This is a genomic window from Nioella sediminis, assembly GCF_001879695.1.
Classification (GTDB): domain Bacteria; phylum Pseudomonadota; class Alphaproteobacteria; order Rhodobacterales; family Rhodobacteraceae; genus Nioella; species Nioella sediminis.
In genome coordinates this window covers 19,183-44,284 of sequence record NZ_MNBL01000047.1, presented here as the reverse complement: position 1 = coordinate 44,284, position 25,102 = coordinate 19,183, and the positions used below count along the sequence as shown (strand labels likewise).

Below are 25,102 nucleotides of genomic sequence, written 5' to 3'. Positions count from 1 at the left end.
CTTGATGCCCTTTATTTGACCGAGCCAGCCAGAAGGCCGCGCACGAGGTAACGTTGCATGGTGAAGAAGACGAGGACCGGCACCGCGATGGACACGAAGGCCGCCGCCGCCAGAATGCCCCAGTCGCCACCGCGAGAGCCGAGCAGGTCATCGGCAATGCGCACGGTCATGACCTTGGAAGCGTCGTCGGAGGGCAGGAAAACCTTGGCGACCAGCAGATCGTTCCATGTCCAGAGGAACTGGAAGATGGCGAAACTGGCCAGCGCGGGGAAGCTCAACGGCAGGATGATCTTGGTGAAGATCTGGAAATCGGTGGCCCCATCGACCTTGGCGCTTTCAATGATGTCGCGCGGCAGCCCGACCATGTAGTTGCGCAAAAGATAGATCGCCAGCGGCAGGCCGAACCCGGTATGGGCGAGCCAGATGCCGACGAAGCTCTGCCCGATGCCGATCTGGTTGTGCAGGTTCAGCAGCGGCACAAGCGCCAATTGCAGGGGCACCACCAGAAGGCCGACGATGCAGGCAATCAGCAGGCCACGCCCCGGAAAATCCATCCAGGCCAGCGCATAAGCCGCGAAGGCCGCGATCAGGATCGGGATGACGGTCGAGGGGATCGTGACCGTGAAAGTGTTGATGAAGTTGCGGAAGACGCCGTTTTCGTCCGACAGGATTTCCCAGAAACTCTGACCCTCGGCATAGGCTTCTTCACGCTCTTCGGTGGTTTGCGCGGTCAGGATGGTCAGGTAGTTGTCCATCGTGAAATCCGGCGGCGTCGCGGCCCCGAAATAGATGCGCAGGCCCCGGTCATCGGGCGTTTCCGCCGTCGTGTACCGGTAGCTACCATCGGCATTGACCGTCAGCGTGCCGCCATCGCGGGTCTCGCCCTCGGTCCCGGCCGGATAAGCGGTCGGTTCACGACCGGTGACGCCAAAGGCGGTGATGGACGCCTCGCCATTGGCAAAGGCCTCGGCCACTTCAGAGGTGGCGAAGATATTGCCCTCGACGACCCACAGATCGCCCTCTTGCATAGGCTCGCCGTCATTGGCGCGGGTGCGGTAAGTCAGTTCCACCGAAAACGGCGCGTTCCACCAGCCCGATGCGGTGATCTGGTCACGGTCGCGGAAGGATGACACGAAGAGCCCGACAGTCGGGATCAGCCACGCAATCACCAGAAGCGCCACGGAGATGTTGACGGCCCATTTCAGGCCAGAGCTTTTGCCAGCGATATTCTCCATCAGCGCATCTCCTTCTGGGCCTGGCGGATGTTCCAGATCATCACGGGAAGCACCACGATCATGATCACAACGGCCACGGCGGTCGCCCGCCCGTCATCGCGGAACATGAAGCTCATCATGTAGCTTGGCAGGATCTGGGTGCCGAAATTGCCGCCGGTCATCGTGTAGACGATGTCGAACACCTTGAGCACGAGGATGGTGATCGTCGTCCAGACCACCACGATGGTGCCCATGATCTGCGGCACCTTGATCTTGAAAAACAGCTGGAACGGGTTCGCCCCGTCGATGATCGCGGCCTCGACCGTTTCTTCGGGAATACCGCGCAGGGCGGCCGACAGGATCACCATGGCGAATCCGGTCTGGATCCAGACAAGGATCGCCATCAGGAAGAAGTTGTTCCAGAACGGCACCTGCACCGGGTCCATCGGGTCAAGCCCGATCACGTCGCGCAGGGCGTTGATGATGCCGATATCGGGATCGCCCGCGTAAACGAATTTCCAGATCAGCGAGGCCCCCACGAAAGAGATCGCCATCGGCATGAAAATGAGCGACTTGGCGATGTTGCCCCAAGACAGCCGGTCGGTCAGTTGTGCCACCAGCAGGCCCAGAAAGGTCGCGGCAGCGGGCACGACAAGCGCCCAGAGTGCGTTGTTCAGAAGGGCCTGAAGGAACTCCGGGTCACCAAACAGAAACCCGTAATTGTCGAGTCCGATGAACTCATCCCCGGCTCGGTTATGCATCGAGCGCCACAGGCTGCCGATCACCGGGTAGACCAGATAGAGCGACAGGGCGAAGATTGCCGGAAACAGGAACAGCCAAGGCCGGACGGCGGTGGCGCGGTTGATATTGCGACCCGCCTGGGGGCCACGGGGCGGAAAGATTACTTTGTCGAGGATCAGGTTCGCGGCGTAGAAATAGCCCACGCAACCGAACACGCCCACGACGATGGTAATCACACCCTGCAAAAGCGGTGACATGACCTTGCCCTCCCGACATCAGGTCTGAAGCGGTCCGGGCCGCGCGGATGCGGCCCGGACCAGCAGGTGTTACTGCATCGAGTCCCAACGGTCCTGGATCGCCTGCGCCACATCTGCGGCGTCGGCACCAGAGGTGTAGTCGACCATACCGGTCCAGAACGCGCCTGCGCCGATCTCGCCCGGCATCAGGTCGGACCCGTCGAAGCGGAAGGTGGTCGCGCCCAGAAGGATCTCGTTCATCGCGCGCTGCGCGTCGGACGGGAACACGTCGAGGTTAACGCCGCTATGCGGGGTCAGGAATCCCGACTGTGCCATCCACAACTCATGCGCGATGGGGGTTTGCAGGAACTCCATGAAGACATGGGCCGCCGGGGCGTCATCGGTGATCGCCCAAAGCGTGCCCGCGCCAAGCACCGGGTTGCCAAGATCGCCTTCCTCATAGGACGGGAAGTAGAAGAAGTCCGCATCCGCGCCTTCGGGGAAGAAGGTGGGGATGAACGACGCCTGACGGTGCATGTAGCATTCCGGCGGATAGGAGAAGAGGCCCGCAGGGCTGTCGCGGAAGTCGGTGGTGGCGACGGCGCTGGCACCCCCGTTCACATAGGCATCATTGCGGGCGAAATGGCCGAAAGCCTCGATCGCGCCGACGATACGTTCATCGGTGAAGGGGATCTCGTTCGTCACCCAGCCATCATAGACATCGGCAGGCTGCGTGCGCAGCAGCAGGTCTTCGACCCAGTCGGTCGCGGGCCAGCCGGTGGCGGCACCCGAGCCCAGACCGATGCACCAGGGCGTGCCGCCATCGGCGACGATCTGGTCGGTCAGAGCCATCAGCTCTTCCATCGAGGTCGGGATGTCATAGCCGGCCTCGTCGAAGGCTTCGGGGCTGTACCAGACCAGCGATTTCAGGTCGACCTTGTAGAAGAACCCATAAAGCGCCTCGTCCCCATCGGGGCCTGCATAGGTGCCCAGATCGACCCAGGAATCCCCTGCCGCGTAGTTGGCAGACACCCAGTCAGCAGTGCCATCGGCCAGCGGCGTCAGCAGCCCGCGAGAGGCCATGTCAGCGGCCAGACCCGGCTGCGGGAACACGGCGATATTGGGCGCGCTGCCCGCCTGCGTGGCGATCACGATATCCTGCTCGAAGCTGTCGGAGCCGGAATAGTTCACCGTCGCACCGGTCGCTTCCTCGAAATAGGCCAGGATGCTTTCGACCAGTTCGGCGTCGGGGCCGATCCAGGGGCCGGTGATCGACAGGGTCTGACCGGACAGGTCATTGCCGTCTGCAAAGGCGGTGAAGCTGTCCCAGTTGAAGGCGCCTTCGCCGGGCGCGAACATCATATGCCCGTCGGCCTGCGCCATACCTGCGGTAAGAGCCAGCGCTGCGGCGCCGGCGAGTAACGATTTCTTCATGGTTTCCTCCCAGAATGGGCCGAAGCCCCGGTTGATTGGAACGCAGTACCTACGTTTCCAAAGCGCTTTGACACCTCTCTAGGCATCCGCGATTCCCGGTTTTCTGTCAATGAGGATTGTGGAATCCGCACAAAAAGAGGGCGCACACGGCCGAAAACTCATGCTTGGCTTGTGGAATTCGCCTTTGACAGCCCCGGATTTTCGGGGATACTGCCCAAAGTTTGAAAGCGCTTTGGGTGCCCTCTTGGCTATGAACCTCAAACAACTGTCCGAATCCCTCGGCCTGTCGCAGACCACGGTCAGCCGGGCCCTGAACGGCTATCCGGAGGTTAGCGAGGCCACACGCAAGCGGGTGCAGGATGCCGCGCATCGCCACAATTACCGCCCCAATACCCGCGCCCGCAGCCTGGCCACGGGCCGCGCCCACATGATTGGCCATGTCATCCCGATCTCGACCCGGCACGAGATGATGAACCCGGTCTTCTCCGACTTCATCGCCGGTGCCGGTGAAGCCTACGCCAAGGCGGGCTACGATATGACCCTGTCGATCGTGCCCGATGACGCCGAGGATGCCACCTATCGCAGCCTTGCCCAGAAAAAGACCGTCGACGGCATCGTCATCCACGGCCCCCGTGCCAATGAACGGCGGATCAAGCTGTTGCAGGACCTGGACCTGCCCTTCGTGGTGCATGGCCGGGCCTCTGCCGAGGACAGCGATTATTCCTGGGTGGATGTGAACAACCGCCGCGCCTTTTCGCGGGCGACAGAACTGCTGCTGGATCTGGGCCATCGTCGGATCGCCCTGGTCAACGGGCTGGAAGACATGGATTTCGCCATTCGCCGCCGTCAGGGCTATGAAAAGGCCCTGCGTGAACGAGGGCTGGCAGCTGACCCGGCGCTTGGGGCCAGCGACGAGATGACCGAGCACTATGGCTATGACACCGCCCGCCGGATGTTGGCCGGGCACACTCCGCCGACGGCCTTTCTGGTATCCTCGCTGATTTCCGCCATCGGGGTGCGTCGCGCGCTGGAGGAGGCAGATCTGAAGATGGGCCGCGATGTCAGCGTCATCACCCATGACGACGAGCTGAGCTATCTGGGCAATGGCAAGGACGTGCCGATCTTCACCGCCACACGGTCCTCTGTGCGCGAAGCGGGGCGGATCGCGGCGAACACGCTGCTGGAGCTGATCGAAGACCCTGCCCGCACCCCGCGCCATCACCTTCTGGAAGCCGAACTGATGCTGGGCCGATCCACCGGCCCTGCCCCGCAAGAAAGCTGACAACATGACATGGACACGCCAGGATTTCCCCGAGGGCTTCCTCTTCGGGGCCGCGACCTCGGCCTATCAGATCGAAGGGCATGACTATGGCGGCGCAGGCCCCACTCATTGGGACAGCTTCGCAGCCACGCCCGGCAATGTGGTTCGCGCCGAACATGGGGGGCGAGCCTGTGACCATTATCACCGGATGGACGAAGACCTCGATCTGCTGAGCGCCCTCAACGTCGATGTTTACCGCTTCTCGACCTCCTGGGCGCGGGTGATGCCGGAAGGCACGGGCAGGCCCAACCCGGAGGGGCTCGATTTCTATGATCGGCTGGTGGACGGGTTGCTGGAACGCGGGCTGAAACCTGCCGCGACGCTCTATCACTGGGAGTTGCCGCAGCCCTTGGCCGACCGGGGCGGCTGGCGCAACCGCGATATCGCGGGCTGGTTCGCGGATTTCACGGAAATCGTCATGGGCCGGATCGGGGACCGGGTCTGGTCTGCCGCCCCGATCAATGAACCGTGGTGCGTCGGCTGGCTGAGCCACTTCCTGGGCCATCACGCCCCTGGCCTGCGCGATATCCGCGCCACCGCCCGCGCCATGCATCATGTGTTGCTGTCCCATGGCCGGTCAATCGAGGTGATGCGGGGCTTGGGGATGGCGAACCTCGGCGGTGTCTTCAACATGGAGTGGGCCAACCCGGTGGATGACAGCCGAGAGGCCGCCCGCGCCGCCGCCACCTATGACGCCTATTACAACCGCTTCTTTCTGGAAGGTATTTTCAAAGGCGCTTACCCTGCGGAAGCGCTGGCGGGTCTGGAACCGCATCTGCCCGACGGCTGGCAGGATGATTTCGCCACCATCGGCCAGCCGCTCGATTGGATCGGGCTGAACTACTATACCCGCAAGAACATCGCCCCTGCCCCCGGCCCCTGGCCCGCGCTGGCAGAACTCGACGGCCCCCTGCCCAAGACCCAGATGGGGTGGGAGATTTTCCCCGACGGGCTCTACCACTTCCTCAAACGCACCGCCGATCTGGTGCCCAACCTGCCGATCTACGTGACCGAAAACGGCATGGCGAATGCGGATATGCTGGTGGATGGCACGGTGACCGACCCCGAACGGCTGGCCTATATCGACGCGCATCTGGACGCCTGCCGCCGCGCCATGGCCGAGGGCGTGGACCTGCGCGGCTATTTCATCTGGTCGCTGATGGACAATTACGAATGGGCGCTTGGCTATGAAAAACGCTTCGGACTGGTCCATGTGGACTTCGAAAGCTTGAAGAGAACGCCCAAAGCATCCTATCACGCCCTCGCGCAGCGTTTGCGCTAACCAGGGGGATCCTGCCCATGCACCGTGACATCTCGCTCGTGGCCGATATCGGTGGCACCAATACCCGCGTGGCGCTGGCCCGTGGCTTCGAGGTGCAGCGCGACACGGTGCGGCGCTATTCCAATGCCGGGGTATCCGGGCTGGACACGCATCTGGCACGTTATATCGAGGAAATGCAGCCCGGTGCCCTGACCGGGGCCTGTGTGGCCATTGCCGGGCCGGTGCGCGACGGCGTGGGGCAGATGACCAATCTGGACTGGCGGGTGGATCGAGAGGGGCTGGGGGCCGTTACGGGTGCCCGTAAGCTGGCGGTTCTGAATGACCTTCAGGCACAGGGCCACGCGCTTGGCCATCTGGAAGAAGACGACCTCGCCCGCCTGCTGCCGCAACCCGATGCCATGCGTCATGCGGCCAAGCTGGTGGTGGGGCTTGGCACCGGGTTCAACGCGGCCCCGGTCTATGACACGTCGGGCGGGCGCTTCGTGCCGCCCTCGGAATGCGGCCATATCACCATGCCGCGCCACACCCCTGCCCTTGCGGCGCTGGCTGAAGCGATGGAACCCCGTCACGGATTCGCCGCCGTCGAGGACGCGCTGTCAGGCGGCGGATTCGTCCGGGTTCACCGGCATCTTCATGGTGAGGATCTGGAAGGGGTCGAGATCATTTCCCGCCTGTCGCAGGGCGACCCCAAGGCCACCGAGACCGCACGGCTCTTCATCGAGTTGATGGGCACTGTCATGGGCGACCTCGCGCTCATCCACCTGCCCTTCGGCGGTATCTACCTAATCGGCGGCATGGCCCGCGCGATCACGCCCTGGCTGGCTCCTCTCGGATTTGCCGACGCGTTCCGGGGCAAAGGCCGGTTCACAGGCTTCATGGAGCAGTTCGGCGTGGCCGTGGTGCAGGACGATTATGCCGCCCTGACCGGATGCGCGTCGCATCTGGGGCACCTGCCCATCGGCTGATCACGCTGTCACATTTTTTTGCCCTGCATGCGACAAGCCCCCTTGCACCCGGCCCGGTCCTTGCGCTATCTCCGCCCGGCACGGAGAGGTGGCCGAGTGGTCGAAGGCGCACGCCTGGAAAGTGTGTAGGCGGGAGACCGTCTCCAGGGTTCGAATCCCTGTCTCTCCGCCATACTGACAGAACATATCGAAGATCCTTGAACTGTCTTGATCCGACGGTGTGATGCCCACAATTGGGCCCACAGTTCGACGGCATTCCAATCCGGATTGTCCGCTTTCTCGCTTCATGAGCGTCTATGACGCGTGGCGCCGAAAGCCGACTCTGCAAGGGACACTCAAGCTTGCTTTCGACGCCGTTCATACGCGCCGGGTATTGCGAGCAGGGCTCGGTACTTGGCCACAGTCCGACGGGACATTGGCATGCCAGCCTTCTTCAGTTGCCCGGCAAGATCCTCGTCTGAGAGAGGGTTTCGCGCGTTCTCGGTTGCGATCAGCAGCTTGAGACGCTGAAGGGCCTGTTCCCGGGTTCGTCCGGACTCCTGTTCGTTTAGCGGCCGTGCAAGGAATGCCGTGGCAGCATGGGTTCCGCGATCCGTCCTGATGCTGCAACCGGACATGGCCCTGCTGATCGTGCTCTTGTTGACGCCGATCTCCGAGGCAAGCTGAGCCATCGTCAAAGGTTGCCTGTCACGGTCACGTCCGGTTCTGATGAACTTTTCCTGATGCCGGGCGAGTGCGGTGCCGATGGCGAGGATCGTATTGGCACGTTTCTGCATGGCGCGGACCAGGTTTCCCGCTTCCCGATAGCAGTCCCGATAGTAGACTTGAGCCCTGTCATCGGTCTCTGCCGCCATCGTCGTCGAAAACAGCGCGTCATCTACAAGGAGTGTGGGCATCGCGGCTTCGTTCAGCGCGACCGTGAAACCTCCATCATCATCCTGATGGATCAGAAGATCCGGCGCCTGCTCTGTCGTGACCGGATCGGGTTGATGCCCCAGTGGGGCGGGGTTGAGGCCACGGATATCCTCCAGCATGTCGACCGCGTCTTCCTCGTCGACGCCGCATTCAGCGCAGATTGCCGCGACGTCTTTGCTCGCGATCAAGTCCAGCCGTTCAAGCAGCCTCTCGATCAGCGGATCAAAGCGGTTTCTGGCCTCGAGCTGCAATCGAAAGCAATCCGCCAGCGACCACGCGAAAACTCCGGCGGGTTCCACTTCTCTTTGAAGCTTTGCGACGAGGTCCATCAATTCATCAAGGCCGCACTCAAGATACCCTGCAATCTCCTGGGGTGTGTCAGCCAGAAAGCCACGGTGATCGAGGCTATGCACAAGACCTTCGGCAAGATGCGCCTGTCTTGTGGATAGTTTGATCAGCCCGACCTGGTGAAGGAGTGCGTCCGTCCGGCTCTGCTCCTCCGGCCTTTCGATCTCCTCGTGATGAGCGGCGCTTTTGACGGGGATCGACGGGACCGATCGGAGAAACGCATTTCTGCCTTGTTCGCGCTCGATGAGTTTGGCGGCCTCTTCCTGGTCCATAGCCAGCAATGACAGAGACGTCCGCATCGTCTGGGTCAATGCCAGTTTTTGCACCTGTGTCTGCTGCTGGACCTGTTTCAAGGGCATCCGTCAAAGCCTGATGTCAATTACTGGCATGTTTGTTGCTTGCAGATACAGGACAAGTGGAGGGAAGTCGACTCATGGACCTTACCGGATCGAGGAAAATCGCGGCGCCCAGAGCCGATGTCTGGAACGCGATACTGTCAGCTGATTGCCTGAAAGCCTGCGTTCCGGGGTGCACCGAGATGTCTGGCTCACCCGAAACGGGGTTCGAGGCGACCGTGGTTCAGAAAGTCGGACCGGTCAAAGCGACCTTCGTGGGCTTGGTAAGACTGTCCGACATGGTCCCGCCCAAAAGCTTGACACTGGACGGCGAAGGCAAGGGCGGCGCCGCCGGTTTCGCCAGGGGCGGAGCAAGGGTGCATCTCGAAGAGGACGGCGATTGCACCGTACTTCACTATCATGTCGAGGCGAAAGTCGGGGGCAAGCTCGCACAGCTTGGGTCGCGCATAATTGACGGATTCGCCAAGAAAATGGCCGATCAGTTCTTTGCAAACCTTCAGGTTGAGATCGAAGGCCCCGACGACATCGCATCACCGGCACAGAAAAAGAAGGGGTGGCTGAACAGGCTTGTGAGCTGATCGGCGCTTCGCAGACCCAATGGATCAAGGGAGGATCTGATGTCCGAGATAAAGATGACCGTTAACGGGAAACCGGTTGGCGGAGACGTAGCAGACAACATGCTGCTCGTCGAGTTCATTCGCGAAACCCTGCGCCTGACCGGCACGCATGTGGGCTGTGACACGTCGCAATGCGGGGCTTGTGTTGTCCATGTCGATGGCAAGGCCGTGAAATCCTGCACGATGCTGGCAGCGGCAGCAGACGGGGCCGAGGTGACAACGATCGAAGGCGTCGCCAACGGGGGGCTGCATCCGATGCAAAAGGCCTTCAACGACAATCACGGTCTGCAATGCGGCTTCTGCACGCCGGGCATGATCATGAGCGGGATCGACATGGTCAACCGCTACAAGGCCGAGGGCAAAACGCTTGATGAGGCTGCAATCCGGCACGAGCTGGAAGGCAATATCTGCCGCTGCACCGGGTACCACAACATCGTGAAATCCATCAGCCAGGCCGCTGGCGAGATGTAAGGGAGGGTCATCTGATGAGCCAAGGGATTGGTGCCGCAGTCAAGCGCAAGGAAGACAAGCGCTTCACGACCGGCAAGGGAAAATACACCGACGATATCCGCATGGAAAACCAGGCCTACGCGGCCTTCGTGCGCTCGCCGCATGCCCATGCGCGGGTCAACAACATGGACACGAGTGCGGCCGAGGCCATGGATGGCGTCATTGCCATTCTCAACGGCGCGGAACTGACCGGGGACGGGATCGGCAATATCATCTGCGGATGGGCGATCACCTCCAAGGATGGCAGCCCGATGAACATGGGCGCCTGGTCGGCGCTTGCCACGGAAAAGACCCGCTATGTGGGCGACGCGGTGGCGATCGTGATTGCCGAAACCAATGCCCAGGCCCGCGCGGCGGCAGAGGCCGTCGAGATCGACTACGAGGAACTGCCGGTTGCGGCCAGTCTCGCGGCAGCGCTTGCTGATGGCGCCCCGCAGATCCACGAAAACGCCCCGGGCAACATCGTCTATGACTGGGAGATCGGAGAGAATGACGCCACCGAGGCCGCATTGGCGGATGCTGCGCATATCACCGAGATGGACATCACCAATAACCGTCTGTCGCCGAACCCGATGGAGCCGCGTTCAGCCGTGGCCATCTATGACGATGCCGAGGATCACTATACGCTCTATACAACCAGTCAGAACCCGCATGTGGCGCGTCTGGTGTTAAGCGCGTTCTATAACGTTGCGCCGGAACACAAGCTGCGCGTTATTGCGCCCGATGTGGGCGGCGGCTTTGGATCCAAGATCTACATCTATCCCGAAGAGATCGCCTGTCTCTGGGCGTCGATGAAGACCAATCGCTCTGTCAAATGGACCTCCGACCGGACCGAGGCCTTCCTGACGGATGCACACGGTCGGGATCATGTGACCAAAGCGCGGATGGGCTTCGATCAGGATGGCAGGATCGTCGGCTTCAAGGTCTCGACCAAGGCCAATTTCGGGGCCTATATGTCGCTCTTCTCCAGCGCGGTTCCGACCTATCTCTATGCGACGCTGCTGTCGGGCACCTACAATATCCCGAACATCTATTGCGAGGTTCTGGGTGTCTATACCAACACGGTGCCTGTCGATGCCTATCGCGGTGCGGGACGACCGGAAGCCTCTTATCTTGTGGAACGCATGATCGAGACAGCCGCGCGAGAGCTGGGCAAGGATCCTGCGGATCTGCGCAACATCAACTTCATTCGCGAGTTTCCGCATCAGACGCCGGTGATCATGAACTACGACTCCGGCGATTTCGAAGGCAATATGCGTCAGGCGATGGTTGCCGCCGACTGGGCCGGGTTCGGCGCCCGCAAGGCTGAAAGCGCAATGCGCGGCAAACTGCGTGGTATCGGCATGTCCTGCTATATCGAGGCTTGCGGCATCGCGCCGTCGGCTGCTGTCGGGTCGCTTGGGGCGGGTGTCGGCCTTTGGGAAAGCGCCGAGGTGCGGATGAACCCCGTCGGCACGATCGAGGTTCTGACCGGGTCGCACAGCCACGGGCAAGGGCACGAAACCACATTCGCGCAAGTCGTGGCCGATCGTTTCGGGGTGCCGATTGATACCGTGCAGATCGTGCATGGCGACACCGACAAGGTCCAGTTCGGCATGGGCACCTATGGGTCGCGCTCCGGCCCGGTGGGCATGTCGGCCATCGTCAAGGCGCTCGACAAGCTCGAGGTCAAGATCAGGAAACTGGCGGCGCATCTGCTCGAAGCGTCGGAAGCCGATATCGTGATCGAGGACGGACAGGTCAAAGTCGACGGAACCAACAAGGTTCTCGCCTGGCACGAGGTCGGCCTCGCGGCCTATACCGGCCACAACCTGCCCGAGGGCATGGAACCCGGTCTGAAGGAAGGGGCGTTCTACGACCCGCTGAACTTCACCTTCCCGATGGGCTGCTTCATCTGCGAGGTGGAGGTCGACCCGCAGACCGGCAAGACCGAGATCCTGAAATTCGTCGCGTCGGATGACTTTGGAACCATCATCAACCCGATGATTGTCGAAGGCCAGGTTCATGGTGGCATCGCTCAGGGTGTCGGGCAGGCCATGCTGGAGGAAGTGCGTTACAGCGAAGACGGCCAGCAATTGTCGGCGTCCTATATGGACTACGCAATGCCTCGGGCCGACGATCTGCCGGACTTCGATGTCCTGCACCACTCAACCCCCTGCACGACCAACCCCCTTGGCATGAAAGGCTGTGGGGAGGCCGGGGCCATCGGCACACCACCGGCGGTCATCAACGCGATCACCGATGCAATTGGCAACAACGATCTGAGCATGCCGGCCACCCCGGCCAAGGTCTGGGCCGCGCTGAACAGCGCCAAAGTCGCCGCTGAATAAGGGAGGTTACAATGCACAGTACCAACTATCACGCTGCCATAACGGCAGCAGAGGCCGCGAGCCTTCTGTCATCTGCCGAAGACGGGGCGCTGCTTGCTGGCGGTCAGACGCTGTTGCCCACGATGAAGGCACGACTGGCCGCGCCCTCGGACCTCGTCGATATTTCGCGCGCAGAAGAGCTTCGCGGGATATCAATAACCGACGGCGCAGCCACTATAGGCGCCATGACCACCCATGCAGAGGTGGCAGGGCACGCAGCGTTGCGATCCGCCTTCCCCGCTCTTTGCGATCTGGCGGGCCGGATCGGTGACCCTGCGGTCCGTCATCGGGGCACCATCGGCGGCAGCCTTGCCAATAACGACCCTGCGGCATGTTATCCGGCGGCGGTGCTTGGAACGGGGGCAATCATCTCGACCAACACGCGCGACATTGCGGCCGACGACTATTTTCAGGGCCTGTTCGCTACGGCCCTTGATGCGGGCGAGGTCATCACCTCGATCACCTTCCCGATCCCGCGGGCGGCGAATTACCAGAAATTCGCGCAACCTGCCTCGCGCTTTGCCCTGGTGGGCGTGTTCGTTGCGCAATTCGCGGAAGGCGTGCGCGTTGCCGTAACGGGTGCCTCGGAAGAGGGCGTATTCCGATGGACAGACGCCGAAACGTCATTGTCGTCTGATTTTACAGCAGATGCGATTGGCGGGCTGTCAGTCAGGTCGCAAGGGATGATCAGCGACCTGCATGGCGATGGAAGCTATCGCGCGAACCTGGTTCAGGTTCTGACAGCGCGTGCGGTTGCCGCCGCATCCTGAAACATTGAAAGACCCGGAGCCTGCGCTCGGGGTCTTTCCGCATGAATGCCGGTGATGAGTCAGGCCGATTTGGGCCTTTGAGAAATTCATCCGCATTCCGCCTCCACAAGCATCCAGAAGTCTCGAATGCGGCGAGCGGTCTGCCGGGCGCCGCTCAAATCCTTTGCCAGCATGGTAGAGGAAGAGCGTATCCGCGCAGTCGCAAAGCAACCTTTGCTTGCGCTCGGCATCTAGCCCTGCGCACAGGTGGCGACGAGATTAATTCGAAACTCAATTGGCACAAACGTTGCTTTCTCTCATTGAAAGGGAGGCATCACTCGTGACCAAAGTTGGCATCATCGCAAATCCTGTCTCTGCCCGCGACATTCGCCGGATCGTCAGCCATGCGGGCAATCTGCCAATCAACGACCGGGCCAATATCGTGCTCCGGATGATGACTGGGCTGATGGCGACGGGCGTTGAAGAGGTGGTGATCATGCCGGAAAACGGTGGGATCCGAACTCAGCTGATGCGCGTCATCGACCGCGAAAACCGCATGGGTCACGTTCGGTTTCCCCGCGTCAGCTATCTGGACATGCCGGTCACCTGCACCTCCGAGGATAGCGCGGAAGCCGCCCGCCAGATGCACGATCAGGGTGTCGGAGCGATTGTTGTTCTGGGCGGTGACGGAACCAATCGGGTGGTTGTGTCCAAATGCGGCAATACGCCGATTGCGGGCGTGTCCACCGGCACCAACAACGCTTTTCCAGAGTTGCGCGAACCGACCATCACCGGACTGGCGGTCGGTCTGGCGGTAACGGGACAAGTGCCCTGCGAGCACGCCTTTGCCTACAACAAGCGGCTGGAAGTCCGCGTGAACGATCAGCGCGAGATCGCACTTGTCGATGTGGCCGTCGTTTCCGAGCGCTTCATCGGTGCCCGCGCCATCTGGAAGACGGCGAACTTCCGCGACCTGTTTGTCACCTTCGGCCGGCCTGACGGTATCGGCATGTCCTCCATCGTAGGGCTTCTAGCACCGCTTGATCGGCAGGCACCCGAGGGGCGAAGGGTACGACTTCTACCGCTTGAGACCGCAAACTTGCGTCTGACCGCCCCCATTGCGCCGGGCCTGATCGAAGAGGTCGGCATCGGGGCTATCGAGAAGGTTGTTCCCAACGAGGTCTATCTGCCAAGCGTTTCCGCCGGGTCCTTTGCACTCGATGGGGAACGGGAACTGACCTTCAGCGAAATCGACGATGTCAGCATCCGGCTTCAGGCCGATGCGTTCCGCACCGTCAACGTGCCCGATTGCATGGCCTATGCGGCCAGGCACGGGCTTCACACCCGCGCCGCGTCAGAGGCGCTGCGCACCGCTCAATCATAAGGGAGGACCTCATGAGCAACCCGTTCCCACTGGAAAAAGACGGGCTTCTGGAAGCCTATCGCCGGATGAAAACGATCCGGGAATTCGAAGAACGCCTGCATGTCGATTTCGGCCGCGGGGACATCCCCGGTTTCGTCCATCTTTATGCAGGCGAAGAGGCCGCGGGCGTCGGCATCATGATGCATTTGCAGGATCATGACCGCATCGCCTCGACCCACCGGGGCCACGGCCATTGCATCGCAAAGGGCGTGGATGTGAAAGGCATGATGGCCGAGATCTACGGCAAGGCCACCGGCTCCTGCGCGGGCAAGGGCGGATCGATGCATATCGCCGACCTGTCCAAGGGCATGATGGGCGCCAACGGCATCCTCGGCGCCGGTGCGCCGCTGGTCTGCGGTGCCGCGCTGGCGGCCCAGAAGCTGGGCCATGACGGTGTGGGCATCACCTTCTTCGGTGACGGTGCCTCGAACCAGGGCACGGTGCTGGAATCGATGAACCTGGCCGCGATCTGGAACCTGCCGGCGATCTTCGTGGTGGAAAACAACGGCTACGCGGAATCGACCTCGGTAGACTACGCGGTGGCGTCCGACAGCTATGTCGACCGTGCGACCGGTTTCGGCATGCCGGGCATCACCGTGGACGGCACCGATTTCTTCGCCGTCTACGAAGCGGCGGGCGAGGTCGTGAAGCGTGCGCGTGAAGGCGGCGGGCCGACCCTGCTGGAATGCAAGATGATCCGCTTCTTCGGCCATTTCGAAGGCGATGCGCAGACCTACCGCGCCCCGGGCGAGAACGAGGACAACCGCAAGAACCGCGATTGTCTCAAGATCTTCCGCGCCAAGGTGACCGAGGCGGGTGTTCTGAACGACGCCGAGCTCGACGCCATCGACGCCGAGGTCATGACCCTGATCGAGGACGCGGTGGCCGAGGCCAAGGCCGCGCCGCTGCCCACCCCCGCAGACCTGACGACCGACGTGTACGTGTCCTACTGACACGCGCTGACAAGGAAAGGAGATAGAAAATGGCACGTACATTGAGCATGAAAGACGCGATCAACGAGGCGCTGGATCAGGAGATGACCCGCGACCCCACGGTGATCATGATGGGCGAGGATATCGTCGGCGGCGCTGGTGCGGCGGGCGAGGATGACGCCTGGGGCGGGGTTCTGGGGGTCTCGAAAGGGCTTTACCACAAGCACCCCAAGCAGATGATCGACACGCCGCTGTCGGAAAGCGCTTATGTCGGCGCGGCCATCGGCGCGGCGACCTGCGGGCTGCGCCCGGTGGCGGAGCTGATGTTCATCGATTTCATGGGCGTCTGCCTGGACCAGATCTACAACCAGGCAGCCAAGTTCCGCTACATGTTCGGCGGCAAGGCCGAAACGCCGGTGGTGATCCGGGCCATGTGCGGCGCGGGTTTCCGCGCGGCGGCGCAGCACAGCCAGATGCTGACCCCGATCTTCACCCATATTCCGGGTCTGAAGGTGGTCTGTCCGTCCAACGCCTATGACACCAAGGGCCTTCTGATCCAGGCGATCCGCGACAACGACCCGGTGATCTTCCTGGAGCACAAGAACCTCTACGCCTCCGAATGCGATGTGCCGGAGGAGCCCTATGCCATCCCCTTCGGTGAAGCGAGCATCGCCCGCGAAGGCAGCGACGTGACCATCGTGACCTATGGCCTGATGGTGCCCAATTCGCTGGCTGCTGCCGAGACCCTGAAGAAAGAAGGCATCGACGTCGAGGTGATCGACCTGCGCACGCTCAGCCCGATCGACATGGATACGGTCATCGAAAGCGTCGAAAATACCGGCCGTTTGGTCTGCGTCGACGAGGCGAACCCGCGTTGTTCCATCGCCACCGACATCTCGGCAAACGTGGCCCAGGATGCGTTCGGAGCGCTGAAAGCGCCAATCGAGATGGTGACAGCTCCGCATTCGCCGGTTCCGTTCTCGCCCGCGCTGGAAGACCTCTACATCCCGTCGCCCGACCGCATCGCGGCGGCGGTGCGCAAGACCATGGGGGCGTGAACGGATGAGCGATCTGATAACGCCGATCCTCATGCCAAAATGGGGCCTTTCCATGCGGGAAGGCACCCTCGCCGCCTGGCATGTCGAGGAAGGTACAGAGATCAAACCCGGCGACGAGATCATGGATGTCGAAACCGATAAGATCGCAAATGTCGTGGAGGCCGCCGATGGTGGCCTCCTGCGCAGATGCGTCGGGATAGCCGGAGAGATTTATCCGGTTCAGGCTCTTTTGGGTGTCCTGGCGCCGGCGTCGGTCTCGGATTCCGAGATCGACGCCTATATCGGCGCATTCGAAATGCCCGTGATCGAAGAGGATGAGGACGAAGCGCCCACGCATGAGATTGCAGAGCTGGGGGTGGGCCGCATCCGCTATGCGTCGCGCGACGGTGACGGCACGCCTGTGATCCTGATCCATGGCTTTGGCGGAGACAGCGACAACTGGCTCTTCAACATCGACGCAATCGCTGCGGACGCCCCGGTCTATGCACTTGACCTGCCCGGACATGGCGGATCGGTCAAATCCATCGATAACCCGGGCCTTGGCACAATGGTCGAAGCGGTGATTCAACTGATGGATCACCTCTTGATCGATAAGGCCCATCTGGTTGGGCATTCGATGGGGGGGCTCGTTTCAGGGCAAACCGCAATTGATCACGGAGGACGCGTCGCATCGCTGACGCTGATCTGCTCTGCCGGTCTCGGGAACGAGATCAATTCGGACTATATCGACGGGTTCGTGTCTGCCGCCAACCGCAAGGAACTCAAACCAACCCTGAAGCACCTTTTTGCGGATCAGAGCCTCGTGAGCCGTTCGATGGTGGACGATCTGCTGAAATACAAGCGCCTCGATGGCGTGCAGGCGTTCCTTGATACGCTCAGGGGCAATCTGTTTTCGGATGGCAAACAAGCTGTCGGCATCGCTGACGGTCTGAGCAGCCTGGATCTCCCGATTCAGGTCGTCTGGGGAGAGGCCGACGCGGTTATCCCGAACTCCCACGCCGCTGCCATCACAGGTGCGAAGGTCACCGTGGTCGCTGATGCCGGGCATATGGTGATGATGGAAAACGCGTCCCGGGTCAACGAGCTGATCAAGGAACAGCTCTGACCCCATCCCCGCCCGCCCGGTCCCCTCCCGCCGGGCGGGCCTATTCCCATGGAAAGACAAGATGAGCACACACAAGGAAAAACTGGCCGAGACCAACAAACGATTGATGGGCCTCTTCAAAGCCGATCAGAAAACCATGCTGGCCTTCAAGGGTCTGGGCGATACCGCTGTTCGAGAGGGAAGTATCTCGTCAGCCATGAAGGAGTGTATCGCTGTAGCCATTGCAGCGGCACGGGGCTGTGAGGATTGCATCCTCTACCACGTCAACGAAGCGAAAACCCATGGCGCCAGTCGCGACACCCTTGTCGAGGTGCTGGCCGTGACCATCGAAATGTCGGGCGGCCCCGGCACGGTTTACGCCGCAAAAGCGCTTGATGCCTTTGATAACCTTTGACGACATCCAACACTTCAGGGAGTTTCCGATGGAAACAGGATCAACGATACCCACAACGCCGGTGCAGCAATTCGTGGGCGGTGAAATCGTCCAGATCGACCTTTCCGAACGGTCGACCGGCAAGACACTTGTTCTGGTTGCATTGGTCGGGGCGTTTACCCCGCCCTGCTCGGATGATCACGTGCCGGGGTATGTCCAGAACCTTGCGCGCCTGAAAGCAAAGGGCGTTGATGAGGTCATCATTCTGGTGCCGAACGACTTTTTCGTTGCAAAGGCCTGGGCGGACCAGATGGACCCTGAGGGCGTGCTGACATTTGTTGCCGATGGCAGTCTGGGTTTCACGAAAGATGCCGACCAGATCCTGGATCTGACCGAACTGGGTCTTGGGATGCGAACGCAACGCTATGCAGCTGTCATCAGAGATGGCGTGGTGGAAAGCTGCGCGATCGAACCCGACGCCACGGCCGTGTCTGTTTCCGGCGCAGAGGCGGTGCTGGCCGGACTGTGATGCCTTGGATGCAGAAAGGTGCCGGAAGTCGCGAGCAGGCGTTCGCGGCTTCTCCACGTTCTCAGATCTCGAAAGGATTAGCACTTTTAAGAGAAAACGGTTAAAAAATGCACAACCTGAGAGGGAGCCGATGACCTCCAGGTTGTTCGACGCTTTGGGAGGAGCGGAGACATGGATCAATCTCGTGCATTTGAACATCACGTTCGGGAAATCGTTGACGCTTCGGAAGGCAAGCAAACCACGCGCGATGCCGTGGTTGTCGAATCCTGGCTGCGCTGCCTGAACGACCACAAGCTTGACCCCGAACACAAGGGCGAAGCTCGGATTCTGCCTGAGAAAGCCCTGCGCCAGCATCAGCAAGAGGCCGAGGACCTGTTGTCGATTGCCCGGTTCGGGATGGAGGACCTGTATCGACGGGTGAACTCCATGGGTTACGTGCTGCTGTTGACCGATGCCAAGGGGGTGACCGTCGATTTCATCGGTGACGAAAAGGTCGACCGCGAACTCAAACGGGCCGGGTTATATATCGGGTCCGAATGGTCGGAAGAAAACGCCGGAACATGCGGGGTCGGCGCCTGTCTGGCTTCGGGCGAGGCTTTGACGATCCATCAGACCGATCACTTCGACATGGCGCACACACCGCTCAGTTGCACCGCAGCCCCGATCTACCATTCCGATGGCTCTCCCATCGGGGTGCTTGACGTGTCGCTGTTGATGTCGCCAAGCGAGAAATACTCACAGGCGCTGACTCTGGAAGTGGTCAAATCCTGTGTGCGCCGGATCGAACTGGCCAACCTGATGAATTCCCGCAAGTCCGACTGGATATTGCGGCTGAACCGGACGTCGGAGTTCCTGGGCGTCGATCCGAACTGTGCGGTTTCGATCGCTGCAGACGGAACGATTTCGGGGTTGACCCACGGGGCACACCGCCTTTTTGCCAAAACCATTGGTCAGAGCTGGAAGAGTGTGCAGGGCTTTGTCGGCAAGCCGTTTGAAGACGTGTTCGATTTCGATTTCAATGACATCCCGCGTCTTATGGGGGCGGAAACACCCGGTGAACAGGCCATCGAGATGGCCGATGGCCAGATCATGTTTGCCGATGTGCGCGCGCCGGTCAGACCCGAGCCGGCGACGTCACGTCCACAACTGCCAGAAGCACTCGCGCGGATTCATGGCGGAGACAGCCGTATGCAGGCGTTGGCCGGAAAGGCCGCGCGGATCGTTGACAAGCAGATCAGCATCATCCTCGAAGGGGAAACCGGGGTCGGAAAGGAATTCGTCGCCAAGGCCCTGCACGAGGCGCGCAAGAAGAAGGGGCCGTTTATAGCGATCAACTGCGCCGCACTGCCTGAGGCGTTGATCGAAAGCGAGCTCTTTGGCTATGCGCCCAATTCGTTTACCGGCGCGAATGCCAAGGGCAAGAAAGGGCTGATCGAGCAAGCCAACGGGGGCACTTTGTTCCTCGATGAGATAGGCGATATGCCGCTGGCGCTTCAGGCACGGCTGCTCCGGGTTCTGGCCGAGAAAGAGGTCATGGCCGTCGGGGCAACCAAGCCCGTGCCGGTCGATATTCGCGTCGTGTCGGCATCCCACAGGAATCTCAAGGCCCTCGTGGATGCCGGGCAGTTCCGTCAGGATCTGTATTATCGTCTGAATGGCGTCGTCTTATCGATTCCAGCCTTGCGAGATCGTGAAGACAAGCACTGGATCATCAAACAAATTTCCAGCGTTGTTTCGCCGGACGGGCCGTTGCGGTTCTCGAAAGAAGCCGAGGACGTGCTGGCCGCCTACCACTGGCCAGGCAACATCCGGGAAATGATGAACGTCTTCGAGCTTTGCCTTGCGCTCTGTGACAGCGGCAAGGTTGAAGTGGCTGATTTACCTGAACATATCGTTTCTTAGGGGATGACGTGACGCAATAATATTGCGCCCACCCTCCCCGAATGGCACGTTCGTTGCTTTCTCCTTTGTGACTTCGACTTTGAATGTCCAAAAGGGAGGAAGATCATGTCATTCAGAACACCCAAACTACTTCACCCATCTCGCCGCCAGTTCCTGAAAAGCTCTTCGGCGACCATGGCAGCCGCTGGCAGCATGGGAATGCTGGGCAATTTCATGGCCGCGCCCGCCAGCGCGCAGGAATTCGCCGCAGGCATGACCGGTGGTCCCACGGGTTTTGATGGCGCCGAGAGGTTCCAGTACAACGGCACGATGTCCGAAGGCCGTGCAATCGAGGGTATCCGGGCGCTGCGTGCAGCTGGCCGAGTCCCCGAACGCCTGACCATGCTGCTGACGGACGGGGCCATCGGCCAGATCACCCGGCCGTTCCCCGACGGGGCGCCGTCGGTCAAGGAAGTATGGGAACGCGAAACCGGCATCGAGATCGACATTGTCGGTTTTCCGGCCGAAGACATCTTCACCAAGGTCATGCAGGACGTCACGACGCAAGCCGGATCTTATGACATCTACACTGGACCGTGGAATTCCACCGGCGATCTCGTGTCGTCCGGCGGTGCGGTCAACTGTTCCAACTTCGTGGCGCAGTACCAGCCCGACTGGGGCGACCCGGAGCGGGGCACGCCGACGCCTGAGATGGAGCAGCTGCTCTATACCTATGCCGGTGACTATTACTCGGTGTCGCTCGACGGCGATTTCCAGACCTGGTTCTACCTGCGCGGCATCTATGAGATGCCCGAGGTTCAGGACGCCTTCCTGACGGAAACCGGGCACGAACTGGCTGTGCCGAACACCTGGGAAGAGGTGGACCGGATTTCCGAATTCTTCACCGGCAAGGATTTCGGTTATGGCACCATGTATGGCAACGGCAACCTGATGAGCCCGTTTTGGGGGCTGGCGACGTTCTATGCGCGTTTTGCCTCGATGGACTTCCCGAACTTCCATTTCTTCGATGAGGACGCCAACCCTCAGTTGAACACCGAACTGGGCATCCAGTGCGCGGAAGAGCATGTGCGCTCCTTCGACTGGACGCCGCCCGATGCGCTGACCTACACCTTCGCCGAAGCCTATGATCAGATGTGGAACCTGCGCATTCCCCATACGGCGATCTACACCAACCTCGTGAAGTTCGGGGACGGGTATAACCCCGACGGTACGCCGCGTTCCGCTGCAACAGGTATGATCGACAGCCATCTGCCGGTCGGGCGTCGCTTCGGCGACCAGATCAACCGTCGGTCGGTTCTGTACTACCACATCACCGCCTGGGTCTCGTCGCAGTCGCAATACCCTGAAGCCGCCTATCTGTTCCTGCAATGGCTGTCGTCCACCCGCACCTATACCTGGATGGCGGGCAATCCGGGCGGCTATTTCGACCCGATGCAGCAGGCGAACTTCCGGGAACCGCTGGTTGCATCGACCTACCAGCAATACTCCATGGAAACGATCCCGGCGACCATCGCCCGCTCGGTTCCGTCGATCAACTTTGCCGGGCAGACCGCGCTCGACAATGCTCTGGATGATGAGCTTCAGGCCGCGATCACCGGGCAGAAAACCCCGCGTGAGGCGATGGACGCAGCCCAGAGCCAATGGGAGCGGATCATCCGGCGCCAGCGGCGCAACGGGATCGAGGAGGCCATCCTCGCCAGCCGCGAAACCTGGCCGACCATCGTCGACGAGGCGTAGCGCTTCGCTTTTTCCAGACATGCGGCGGGCCCGGCAAAGATCGGGCCCGCCTGACACGGCACGCAACAAGCGGGGGATAGGCTCGTGAAACCGTCAGCGGGCGCGATGGCGCTCAAATACTTCTTCGTTCTGCTCGCATGCGCGGTCGTGCTCTATCCGCTTTTGTGGATGGTCACGATGGCGTTCAAACCTCACCCGGAATGGACAACCGTCGCGGGGCTGACATGGTTCCCCGAGAACCCGACGCTTCAGAATTTCGAGTTCATCTTCTTTGGCCGGGCCGAGGGGCTGGTGGTTTCTCTCGACCGGACCATCGTGGGGCCGCTGATCGCCAGCCTTGTGACGTCGATCATGGGCACCCTTGTCGCGGTCGTCTGCGGAACCCTGTCATCTTATGCGGTGGTGCGTTTCGGCCTTGCGCAGTCGCTGCCCCTTTCGGTCCTGCAACTGCGTCTCTTCCCGCCGCTTGCGGTGATGATCCCGGTCATGGTGATGTGGTCGTTTCTGGGGGCAGTAGATACCTGGTGGGGGCTGAGCCTGATTTACGGCATCGTCACCCTGCCCTTCGCATTCTGGCTGATGAAAACCTTCTTCGAGGAGGTGCCGGTCGAGATCGAGGACGCCGCGCGCGTGGCGGGCTGTTCCTATTGGCGGGTGTTCTACCGGATCACCCTGCCCATCGTGAAGCCGGGGCTCGCAACCTGTGCGCTCTTCGTCTTCATCCTGAACTGGTCCGACTATCTTCTGGCGCTTCTGCTGACCCAGAGGGACTGGGTGACGCTGCCTGTCTACATGGCAACCCTGACCTCGGCCATGGGCGGGCAGATGTACGGCATGAAAGCCGCCCTCGGCGTGATCGCCGCCATCCCGCCCGTCATCTTCGGCCTGATGATCCAGAAACACCTGGTGCGCGGCCTGACATTCGGAGCACTCAAGCAATGACCGATCAAACAGCACCCGAAATCAGCAACACCCACGCCAAAGCGGGTTACTGGACCCGCGTTGCCCGCGACGGTCAGAAAATGGGCTTCTGGTTCGTCCTGCCGACCCTGCTGCTGCTTGTCTTCATCGTGGTCTTTCCCCTGCTCATGCAGCTTTACCTGTCGTTCACCTGGTGGACACCGCTGGAAGGCATTCCCTGGTACCAGGCCTGGGAGGTGTTCAACTGGGGCGAGAACTATTGGTACATGGTCACCGACCCCCGGTTCTGGGGGGCGCTTTGGCGCACGGTGCTGATCATGATCGTGGCCGTGCCCGCGCAGTTCTTCCTTGGCATGGCACTGGCCTATCTGTTCATCGACCAGTTTCCCGGCCGCAAACTGTTCTACTCGATCATGCTGACACCGATGATGATCGTGCCCGCCGTGGTTGGGTTGATGTTCTTCCTGCTCTTTCAGGGCACCGGGCCGATCAATGACCATCTCGGCCTGCCGCCCGAGTTCTCGTGGCTGACCGATGTGAACCGGGCGATGATCTCGGTCATCATCGCGGATATTTGGCAATGGACGCCGCTGATGTTCCTGATCCTGCTGGCGGGGATGCTGGGGGTGCCGTCCGACCAGCTTCTTGCCGCGCGGTTGCTTGGCGGGTCGAACTGGCAGAACTTCGTCAAGATCATCCTGCCGCGCATGAAGACCGTCATCATCATCGCGCTCGTCCTGCGCGCGGTCGAGTGTTTCAAGATCTTCGACCTGGTTTTCATCATGACCAATGGCGGTCCGGGTGTGCAGACGGAAACGATCTCGGTCTTCCTCTACAACCAGACCTTCGGCGAGCTGGAATGGGCCTATGTGGCGACCATGGGGCTGTCGATCCTGATTGCGCTCAGCATGCTTGCGATGAAGGGCCTGTCCTTGATGGCCAAGAAATAGGGGGGCCAAGATGTCATCCATTCAAATACAGAACGTTACCAAACGCTTTGGCGACTTCACCGCCGTTGACGATATCTCCATCGACATCGAGGAAGGCGAGTTCGTCGCGCTGCTGGGGCCTTCGGGCTGCGGCAAGACGACAACGATGAACATGATCGCCGGGCTGGAGGACGTCACCGAAGGGGCAATCCGTTTCGACGGTCAGGACCTGAGCCGCATCCGCATCCAGGATCGCAATATCGGCTTCGTGTTCCAGAACTATGCGATTTTCACCCATCTCAGCGTTTACAAAAACCTGTCCTACGGGCTGGAGGTCAAGAAGGTCGACCGCTCCGAGATCGACCGGCGCGTCAGGGCCATGGCCGACCGGATGAGCATCGCGCACAGGCTCGATCAGCCTGCCTCCAGCCTTTCGGTGAACGAGATGCAGAAGCTCGCCATCGGGCGCTCGGCCATCGTGGAGCCGCGGATTTTCCTGCTGGACGAGCCGCTCTCCAACCTCGACGCAGGCTTCCGCGCCTACATGCGGGCCGAGCTGAAGGTGCTGCAACACGAGTTCGGCCAGACGATGATCTACGTTACCCATGACCAGATCGAAGCGATGAGCCTTGCCGACAAAATCGCGATCATCGACCAGGGCAAGCTGATGCAATACGGCGCGCCGCTGGACATCTACAACGATCCGCAAAACCGCTTCGTCGCCAATTTTGTCGGCAGCCCGCGCATGAACCTTGTTGACGGCGAGTTGCGGGAAGAGCGCGGGGAACTGCACCTGATGCTGCATGGCGGGGCCGAGATCCCGCTTGCCGGGAAGGTGCGGGCGGATTTCACCAGCGATGCCAGGGTTCACAGCGGATCTTTCGGGATCCGCCCGCAGGACATCTATTTCGGTGACCAGCGTTGCCCGACCGACATCACGATGCACGGCAAGGTCGAGGTTCTGGAACGGGTGGGGCCAAAGCGGCTCGCATACCTCCAGGTTCAGGAAACCATGTTCCTCGCATTCGACGATCAAGCACAACTGGAGGTGGGCGATGACGTTCCGTTCTTCCTGCCCTCCGATGCAAGCATGGCCTTTGACCTAGACTCGGGCCGACGGCTGGGAGGCCGCTGAA

22 protein-coding genes and 1 tRNA gene are annotated in these 25,102 nt (G+C 61.1%); 19 read left to right on the top strand and 4 right to left on the bottom strand.

Annotated elements, in window-relative coordinates:
* Positions 1–11: 11 nt before the first annotated feature.
* From BKY26_RS07395 to BKY26_RS07385, 3 genes are all read right to left on the bottom strand, one after another.
* Entirely contained in the window at positions 12–1,235 is a 1,224-nt protein-coding gene (locus tag BKY26_RS07395) for a carbohydrate ABC transporter permease (RefSeq protein WP_071689761.1), read from the bottom strand.
* Complete coding sequence (locus tag BKY26_RS07390; protein WP_071689760.1) at positions 1,235–2,212, bottom strand: carbohydrate ABC transporter permease; 978 nt, start codon at positions 2,210–2,212, stop codon at positions 1,235–1,237. Before BKY26_RS07390 ends, BKY26_RS07395 begins: the two co-directional genes overlap by 1 nt.
* 69 nt (positions 2,213–2,281) lie before the next feature.
* Complete coding sequence (locus BKY26_RS07385) at positions 2,282–3,625, bottom strand: ABC transporter substrate-binding protein (protein ID WP_071689759.1); 1,344 nt, start codon at positions 3,623–3,625, stop codon at positions 2,282–2,284.
* Between the two features lie 250 nt (positions 3,626–3,875).
* Here BKY26_RS07385 and BKY26_RS07380 point away from each other — a divergent pair, with 250 nt between their 5' ends.
* The 4 genes from BKY26_RS07380 to BKY26_RS07365 all read left to right on the top strand — a co-directional run bounded on the left by BKY26_RS07380 (position 3,876) and on the right by BKY26_RS07365 (position 7,365).
* Positions 3,876–4,907 (top strand): LacI family DNA-binding transcriptional regulator, encoded by a 1,032-nt coding sequence (locus BKY26_RS07380; protein ID WP_071689758.1) that lies wholly within the window; start codon positions 3,876–3,878, stop codon positions 4,905–4,907.
* A 4-nt stretch (positions 4,908–4,911) separates the two neighbouring features.
* Positions 4,912–6,228, top strand: a complete 1,317-nt coding sequence (locus BKY26_RS07375) for a GH1 family beta-glucosidase (RefSeq protein WP_071689757.1) — start codon at positions 4,912–4,914, stop codon at positions 6,226–6,228.
* A gap of 17 nt (positions 6,229–6,245) precedes the next feature.
* A complete protein-coding gene (locus tag BKY26_RS07370; RefSeq protein ID WP_071689756.1) occupies positions 6,246–7,193 on the top strand; it encodes a glucokinase in 948 nt (315 codons plus the stop codon).
* Between the two features lie 82 nt (positions 7,194–7,275).
* Positions 7,276–7,365: transfer RNA gene (locus tag BKY26_RS07365), tRNA-Ser, on the top strand.
* 163 nt (positions 7,366–7,528) lie between these two features.
* On the opposite strand, the gene BKY26_RS07360 is transcribed toward BKY26_RS07365, so the two are convergent.
* Complete coding sequence (locus tag BKY26_RS07360) at positions 7,529–8,809, bottom strand: RNA polymerase factor sigma-54 (protein ID WP_158514313.1); 1,281 nt, start codon at positions 8,807–8,809, stop codon at positions 7,529–7,531.
* Positions 8,810–8,889: 80 nt separating this feature from the next.
* On the opposite strand from BKY26_RS07360, the gene BKY26_RS07355 reads away from it, so the two are divergent.
* From BKY26_RS07355 to BKY26_RS07285, 15 genes are all read left to right on the top strand, one after another.
* The gene (locus BKY26_RS07355; RefSeq protein ID WP_071689754.1) at positions 8,890–9,390 is read left to right on the top strand and encodes an SRPBCC family protein; all 501 of its coding nucleotides are present in this window, start codon (positions 8,890–8,892) and stop codon (positions 9,388–9,390) included.
* A 39-nt stretch (positions 9,391–9,429) separates the two neighbouring features.
* Positions 9,430–9,900 (top strand): (2Fe-2S)-binding protein, encoded by a 471-nt coding sequence (locus BKY26_RS07350; RefSeq protein WP_071689753.1) that lies wholly within the window; start codon positions 9,430–9,432, stop codon positions 9,898–9,900.
* Between the two features lie 14 nt (positions 9,901–9,914).
* The gene (locus BKY26_RS07345) at positions 9,915–12,269 is read left to right on the top strand and encodes a xanthine dehydrogenase family protein molybdopterin-binding subunit (protein ID WP_071689752.1); all 2,355 of its coding nucleotides are present in this window, start codon (positions 9,915–9,917) and stop codon (positions 12,267–12,269) included.
* 11 nt (positions 12,270–12,280) lie between these two features.
* The gene (locus tag BKY26_RS07340) at positions 12,281–13,078 is read left to right on the top strand and encodes an FAD binding domain-containing protein (RefSeq protein ID WP_071689751.1); all 798 of its coding nucleotides are present in this window, start codon (positions 12,281–12,283) and stop codon (positions 13,076–13,078) included.
* Positions 13,079–13,397: 319 nt separating this feature from the next.
* A complete protein-coding gene (locus tag BKY26_RS07335) occupies positions 13,398–14,441 on the top strand; it encodes an ATP-NAD kinase family protein (RefSeq protein ID WP_071689750.1) in 1,044 nt (347 codons plus the stop codon).
* An 11-nt stretch (positions 14,442–14,452) separates the two neighbouring features.
* Positions 14,453–15,433 carry a thiamine pyrophosphate-dependent dehydrogenase E1 component subunit alpha gene (locus tag BKY26_RS07330; RefSeq protein WP_071689749.1) on the top strand — a complete coding sequence of 327 codons (981 nt, stop codon included), beginning with the start codon at positions 14,453–14,455 and terminating at the stop codon, positions 15,431–15,433.
* Between the two features lie 29 nt (positions 15,434–15,462).
* A complete protein-coding gene (locus tag BKY26_RS07325) occupies positions 15,463–16,470 on the top strand; it encodes an alpha-ketoacid dehydrogenase subunit beta (protein ID WP_071689748.1) in 1,008 nt (335 codons plus the stop codon).
* 4 nt (positions 16,471–16,474) lie between these two features.
* Positions 16,475–17,575 carry an acetoin dehydrogenase dihydrolipoyllysine-residue acetyltransferase subunit gene (locus BKY26_RS07320; protein ID WP_071689747.1) on the top strand — a complete coding sequence of 367 codons (1,101 nt, stop codon included), beginning with the start codon at positions 16,475–16,477 and terminating at the stop codon, positions 17,573–17,575.
* A 61-nt stretch (positions 17,576–17,636) separates the two neighbouring features.
* Complete coding sequence (locus tag BKY26_RS07315) at positions 17,637–17,969, top strand: carboxymuconolactone decarboxylase family protein (RefSeq protein WP_071689746.1); 333 nt, start codon at positions 17,637–17,639, stop codon at positions 17,967–17,969.
* A gap of 28 nt (positions 17,970–17,997) precedes the next feature.
* Positions 17,998–18,477, top strand: coding sequence for a peroxiredoxin family protein (locus BKY26_RS07310; RefSeq protein ID WP_071689745.1), 480 nt, complete (start codon positions 17,998–18,000; stop codon positions 18,475–18,477).
* A 171-nt stretch (positions 18,478–18,648) separates the two neighbouring features.
* Positions 18,649–20,379: a sigma-54-dependent Fis family transcriptional regulator gene (locus tag BKY26_RS07305; protein WP_071689744.1), complete on the top strand. Its 1,731-nt coding sequence runs from the start codon at positions 18,649–18,651 to the stop codon at positions 20,377–20,379.
* Between the two features lie 105 nt (positions 20,380–20,484).
* Positions 20,485–22,116 (top strand): ABC transporter substrate-binding protein, encoded by a 1,632-nt coding sequence (locus tag BKY26_RS07300; protein ID WP_071689743.1) that lies wholly within the window; start codon positions 20,485–20,487, stop codon positions 22,114–22,116.
* Positions 22,117–22,200: 84 nt separating this feature from the next.
* Positions 22,201–23,058 (top strand): carbohydrate ABC transporter permease, encoded by an 858-nt coding sequence (locus BKY26_RS07295; RefSeq protein ID WP_131541800.1) that lies wholly within the window; start codon positions 22,201–22,203, stop codon positions 23,056–23,058.
* A complete protein-coding gene (locus tag BKY26_RS07290) occupies positions 23,055–23,987 on the top strand; it encodes a carbohydrate ABC transporter permease (RefSeq protein ID WP_071689741.1) in 933 nt (310 codons plus the stop codon). Before BKY26_RS07295 ends, BKY26_RS07290 begins: the two co-directional genes overlap by 4 nt.
* Before the next feature lie 10 nt (positions 23,988–23,997).
* Positions 23,998–25,101: an ABC transporter ATP-binding protein gene (locus BKY26_RS07285; RefSeq protein ID WP_071689740.1), complete on the top strand. Its 1,104-nt coding sequence runs from the start codon at positions 23,998–24,000 to the stop codon at positions 25,099–25,101.
* The last annotated feature ends 1 nt before the right edge of the window (position 25,102 follow it).

Bases quoted from the DNA above. Each gene is read 5' to 3' on its own strand.
- BKY26_RS07395 (WP_071689761.1), bottom strand. From the start codon at position 1,235: ATGGAGAATATCGCTGGCAAAAGCTCTGGCCTGAAATGGGCCGTCAAC.
- BKY26_RS07390 (WP_071689760.1), bottom strand. From the start codon at position 2,212: ATGTCACCGCTTTTGCAGGGTGTGATTACCATCGTCGTGGGCGTGTTC.
- BKY26_RS07385 (WP_071689759.1), bottom strand. From the start codon at position 3,625: ATGAAGAAATCGTTACTCGCCGGCGCCGCAGCGCTGGCTCTTACCGCA.
- BKY26_RS07380 (WP_071689758.1), top strand. From the start codon at position 3,876: ATGAACCTCAAACAACTGTCCGAATCCCTCGGCCTGTCGCAGACCACG.
- BKY26_RS07375 (WP_071689757.1), top strand. From the start codon at position 4,912: ATGACATGGACACGCCAGGATTTCCCCGAGGGCTTCCTCTTCGGGGCC.
- BKY26_RS07370 (WP_071689756.1), top strand. From the start codon at position 6,246: ATGCACCGTGACATCTCGCTCGTGGCCGATATCGGTGGCACCAATACC.
- BKY26_RS07355 (WP_071689754.1), top strand. From the start codon at position 8,890: ATGGACCTTACCGGATCGAGGAAAATCGCGGCGCCCAGAGCCGATGTC.
- BKY26_RS07350 (WP_071689753.1), top strand. From the start codon at position 9,430: ATGTCCGAGATAAAGATGACCGTTAACGGGAAACCGGTTGGCGGAGAC.
- BKY26_RS07345 (WP_071689752.1), top strand. From the start codon at position 9,915: ATGAGCCAAGGGATTGGTGCCGCAGTCAAGCGCAAGGAAGACAAGCGC.
- BKY26_RS07340 (WP_071689751.1), top strand. From the start codon at position 12,281: ATGCACAGTACCAACTATCACGCTGCCATAACGGCAGCAGAGGCCGCG.
- BKY26_RS07330 (WP_071689749.1), top strand. From the start codon at position 14,453: ATGAGCAACCCGTTCCCACTGGAAAAAGACGGGCTTCTGGAAGCCTAT.
- BKY26_RS07325 (WP_071689748.1), top strand. From the start codon at position 15,463: ATGGCACGTACATTGAGCATGAAAGACGCGATCAACGAGGCGCTGGAT.
- BKY26_RS07320 (WP_071689747.1), top strand. From the start codon at position 16,475: ATGAGCGATCTGATAACGCCGATCCTCATGCCAAAATGGGGCCTTTCC.
- BKY26_RS07315 (WP_071689746.1), top strand. From the start codon at position 17,637: ATGAGCACACACAAGGAAAAACTGGCCGAGACCAACAAACGATTGATG.
- BKY26_RS07310 (WP_071689745.1), top strand. From the start codon at position 17,998: ATGGAAACAGGATCAACGATACCCACAACGCCGGTGCAGCAATTCGTG.
- BKY26_RS07305 (WP_071689744.1), top strand. From the start codon at position 18,649: ATGGATCAATCTCGTGCATTTGAACATCACGTTCGGGAAATCGTTGAC.
- BKY26_RS07300 (WP_071689743.1), top strand. From the start codon at position 20,485: ATGTCATTCAGAACACCCAAACTACTTCACCCATCTCGCCGCCAGTTC.
- BKY26_RS07290 (WP_071689741.1), top strand. From the start codon at position 23,055: ATGACCGATCAAACAGCACCCGAAATCAGCAACACCCACGCCAAAGCG.
- BKY26_RS07285 (WP_071689740.1), top strand. From the start codon at position 23,998: ATGTCATCCATTCAAATACAGAACGTTACCAAACGCTTTGGCGACTTC.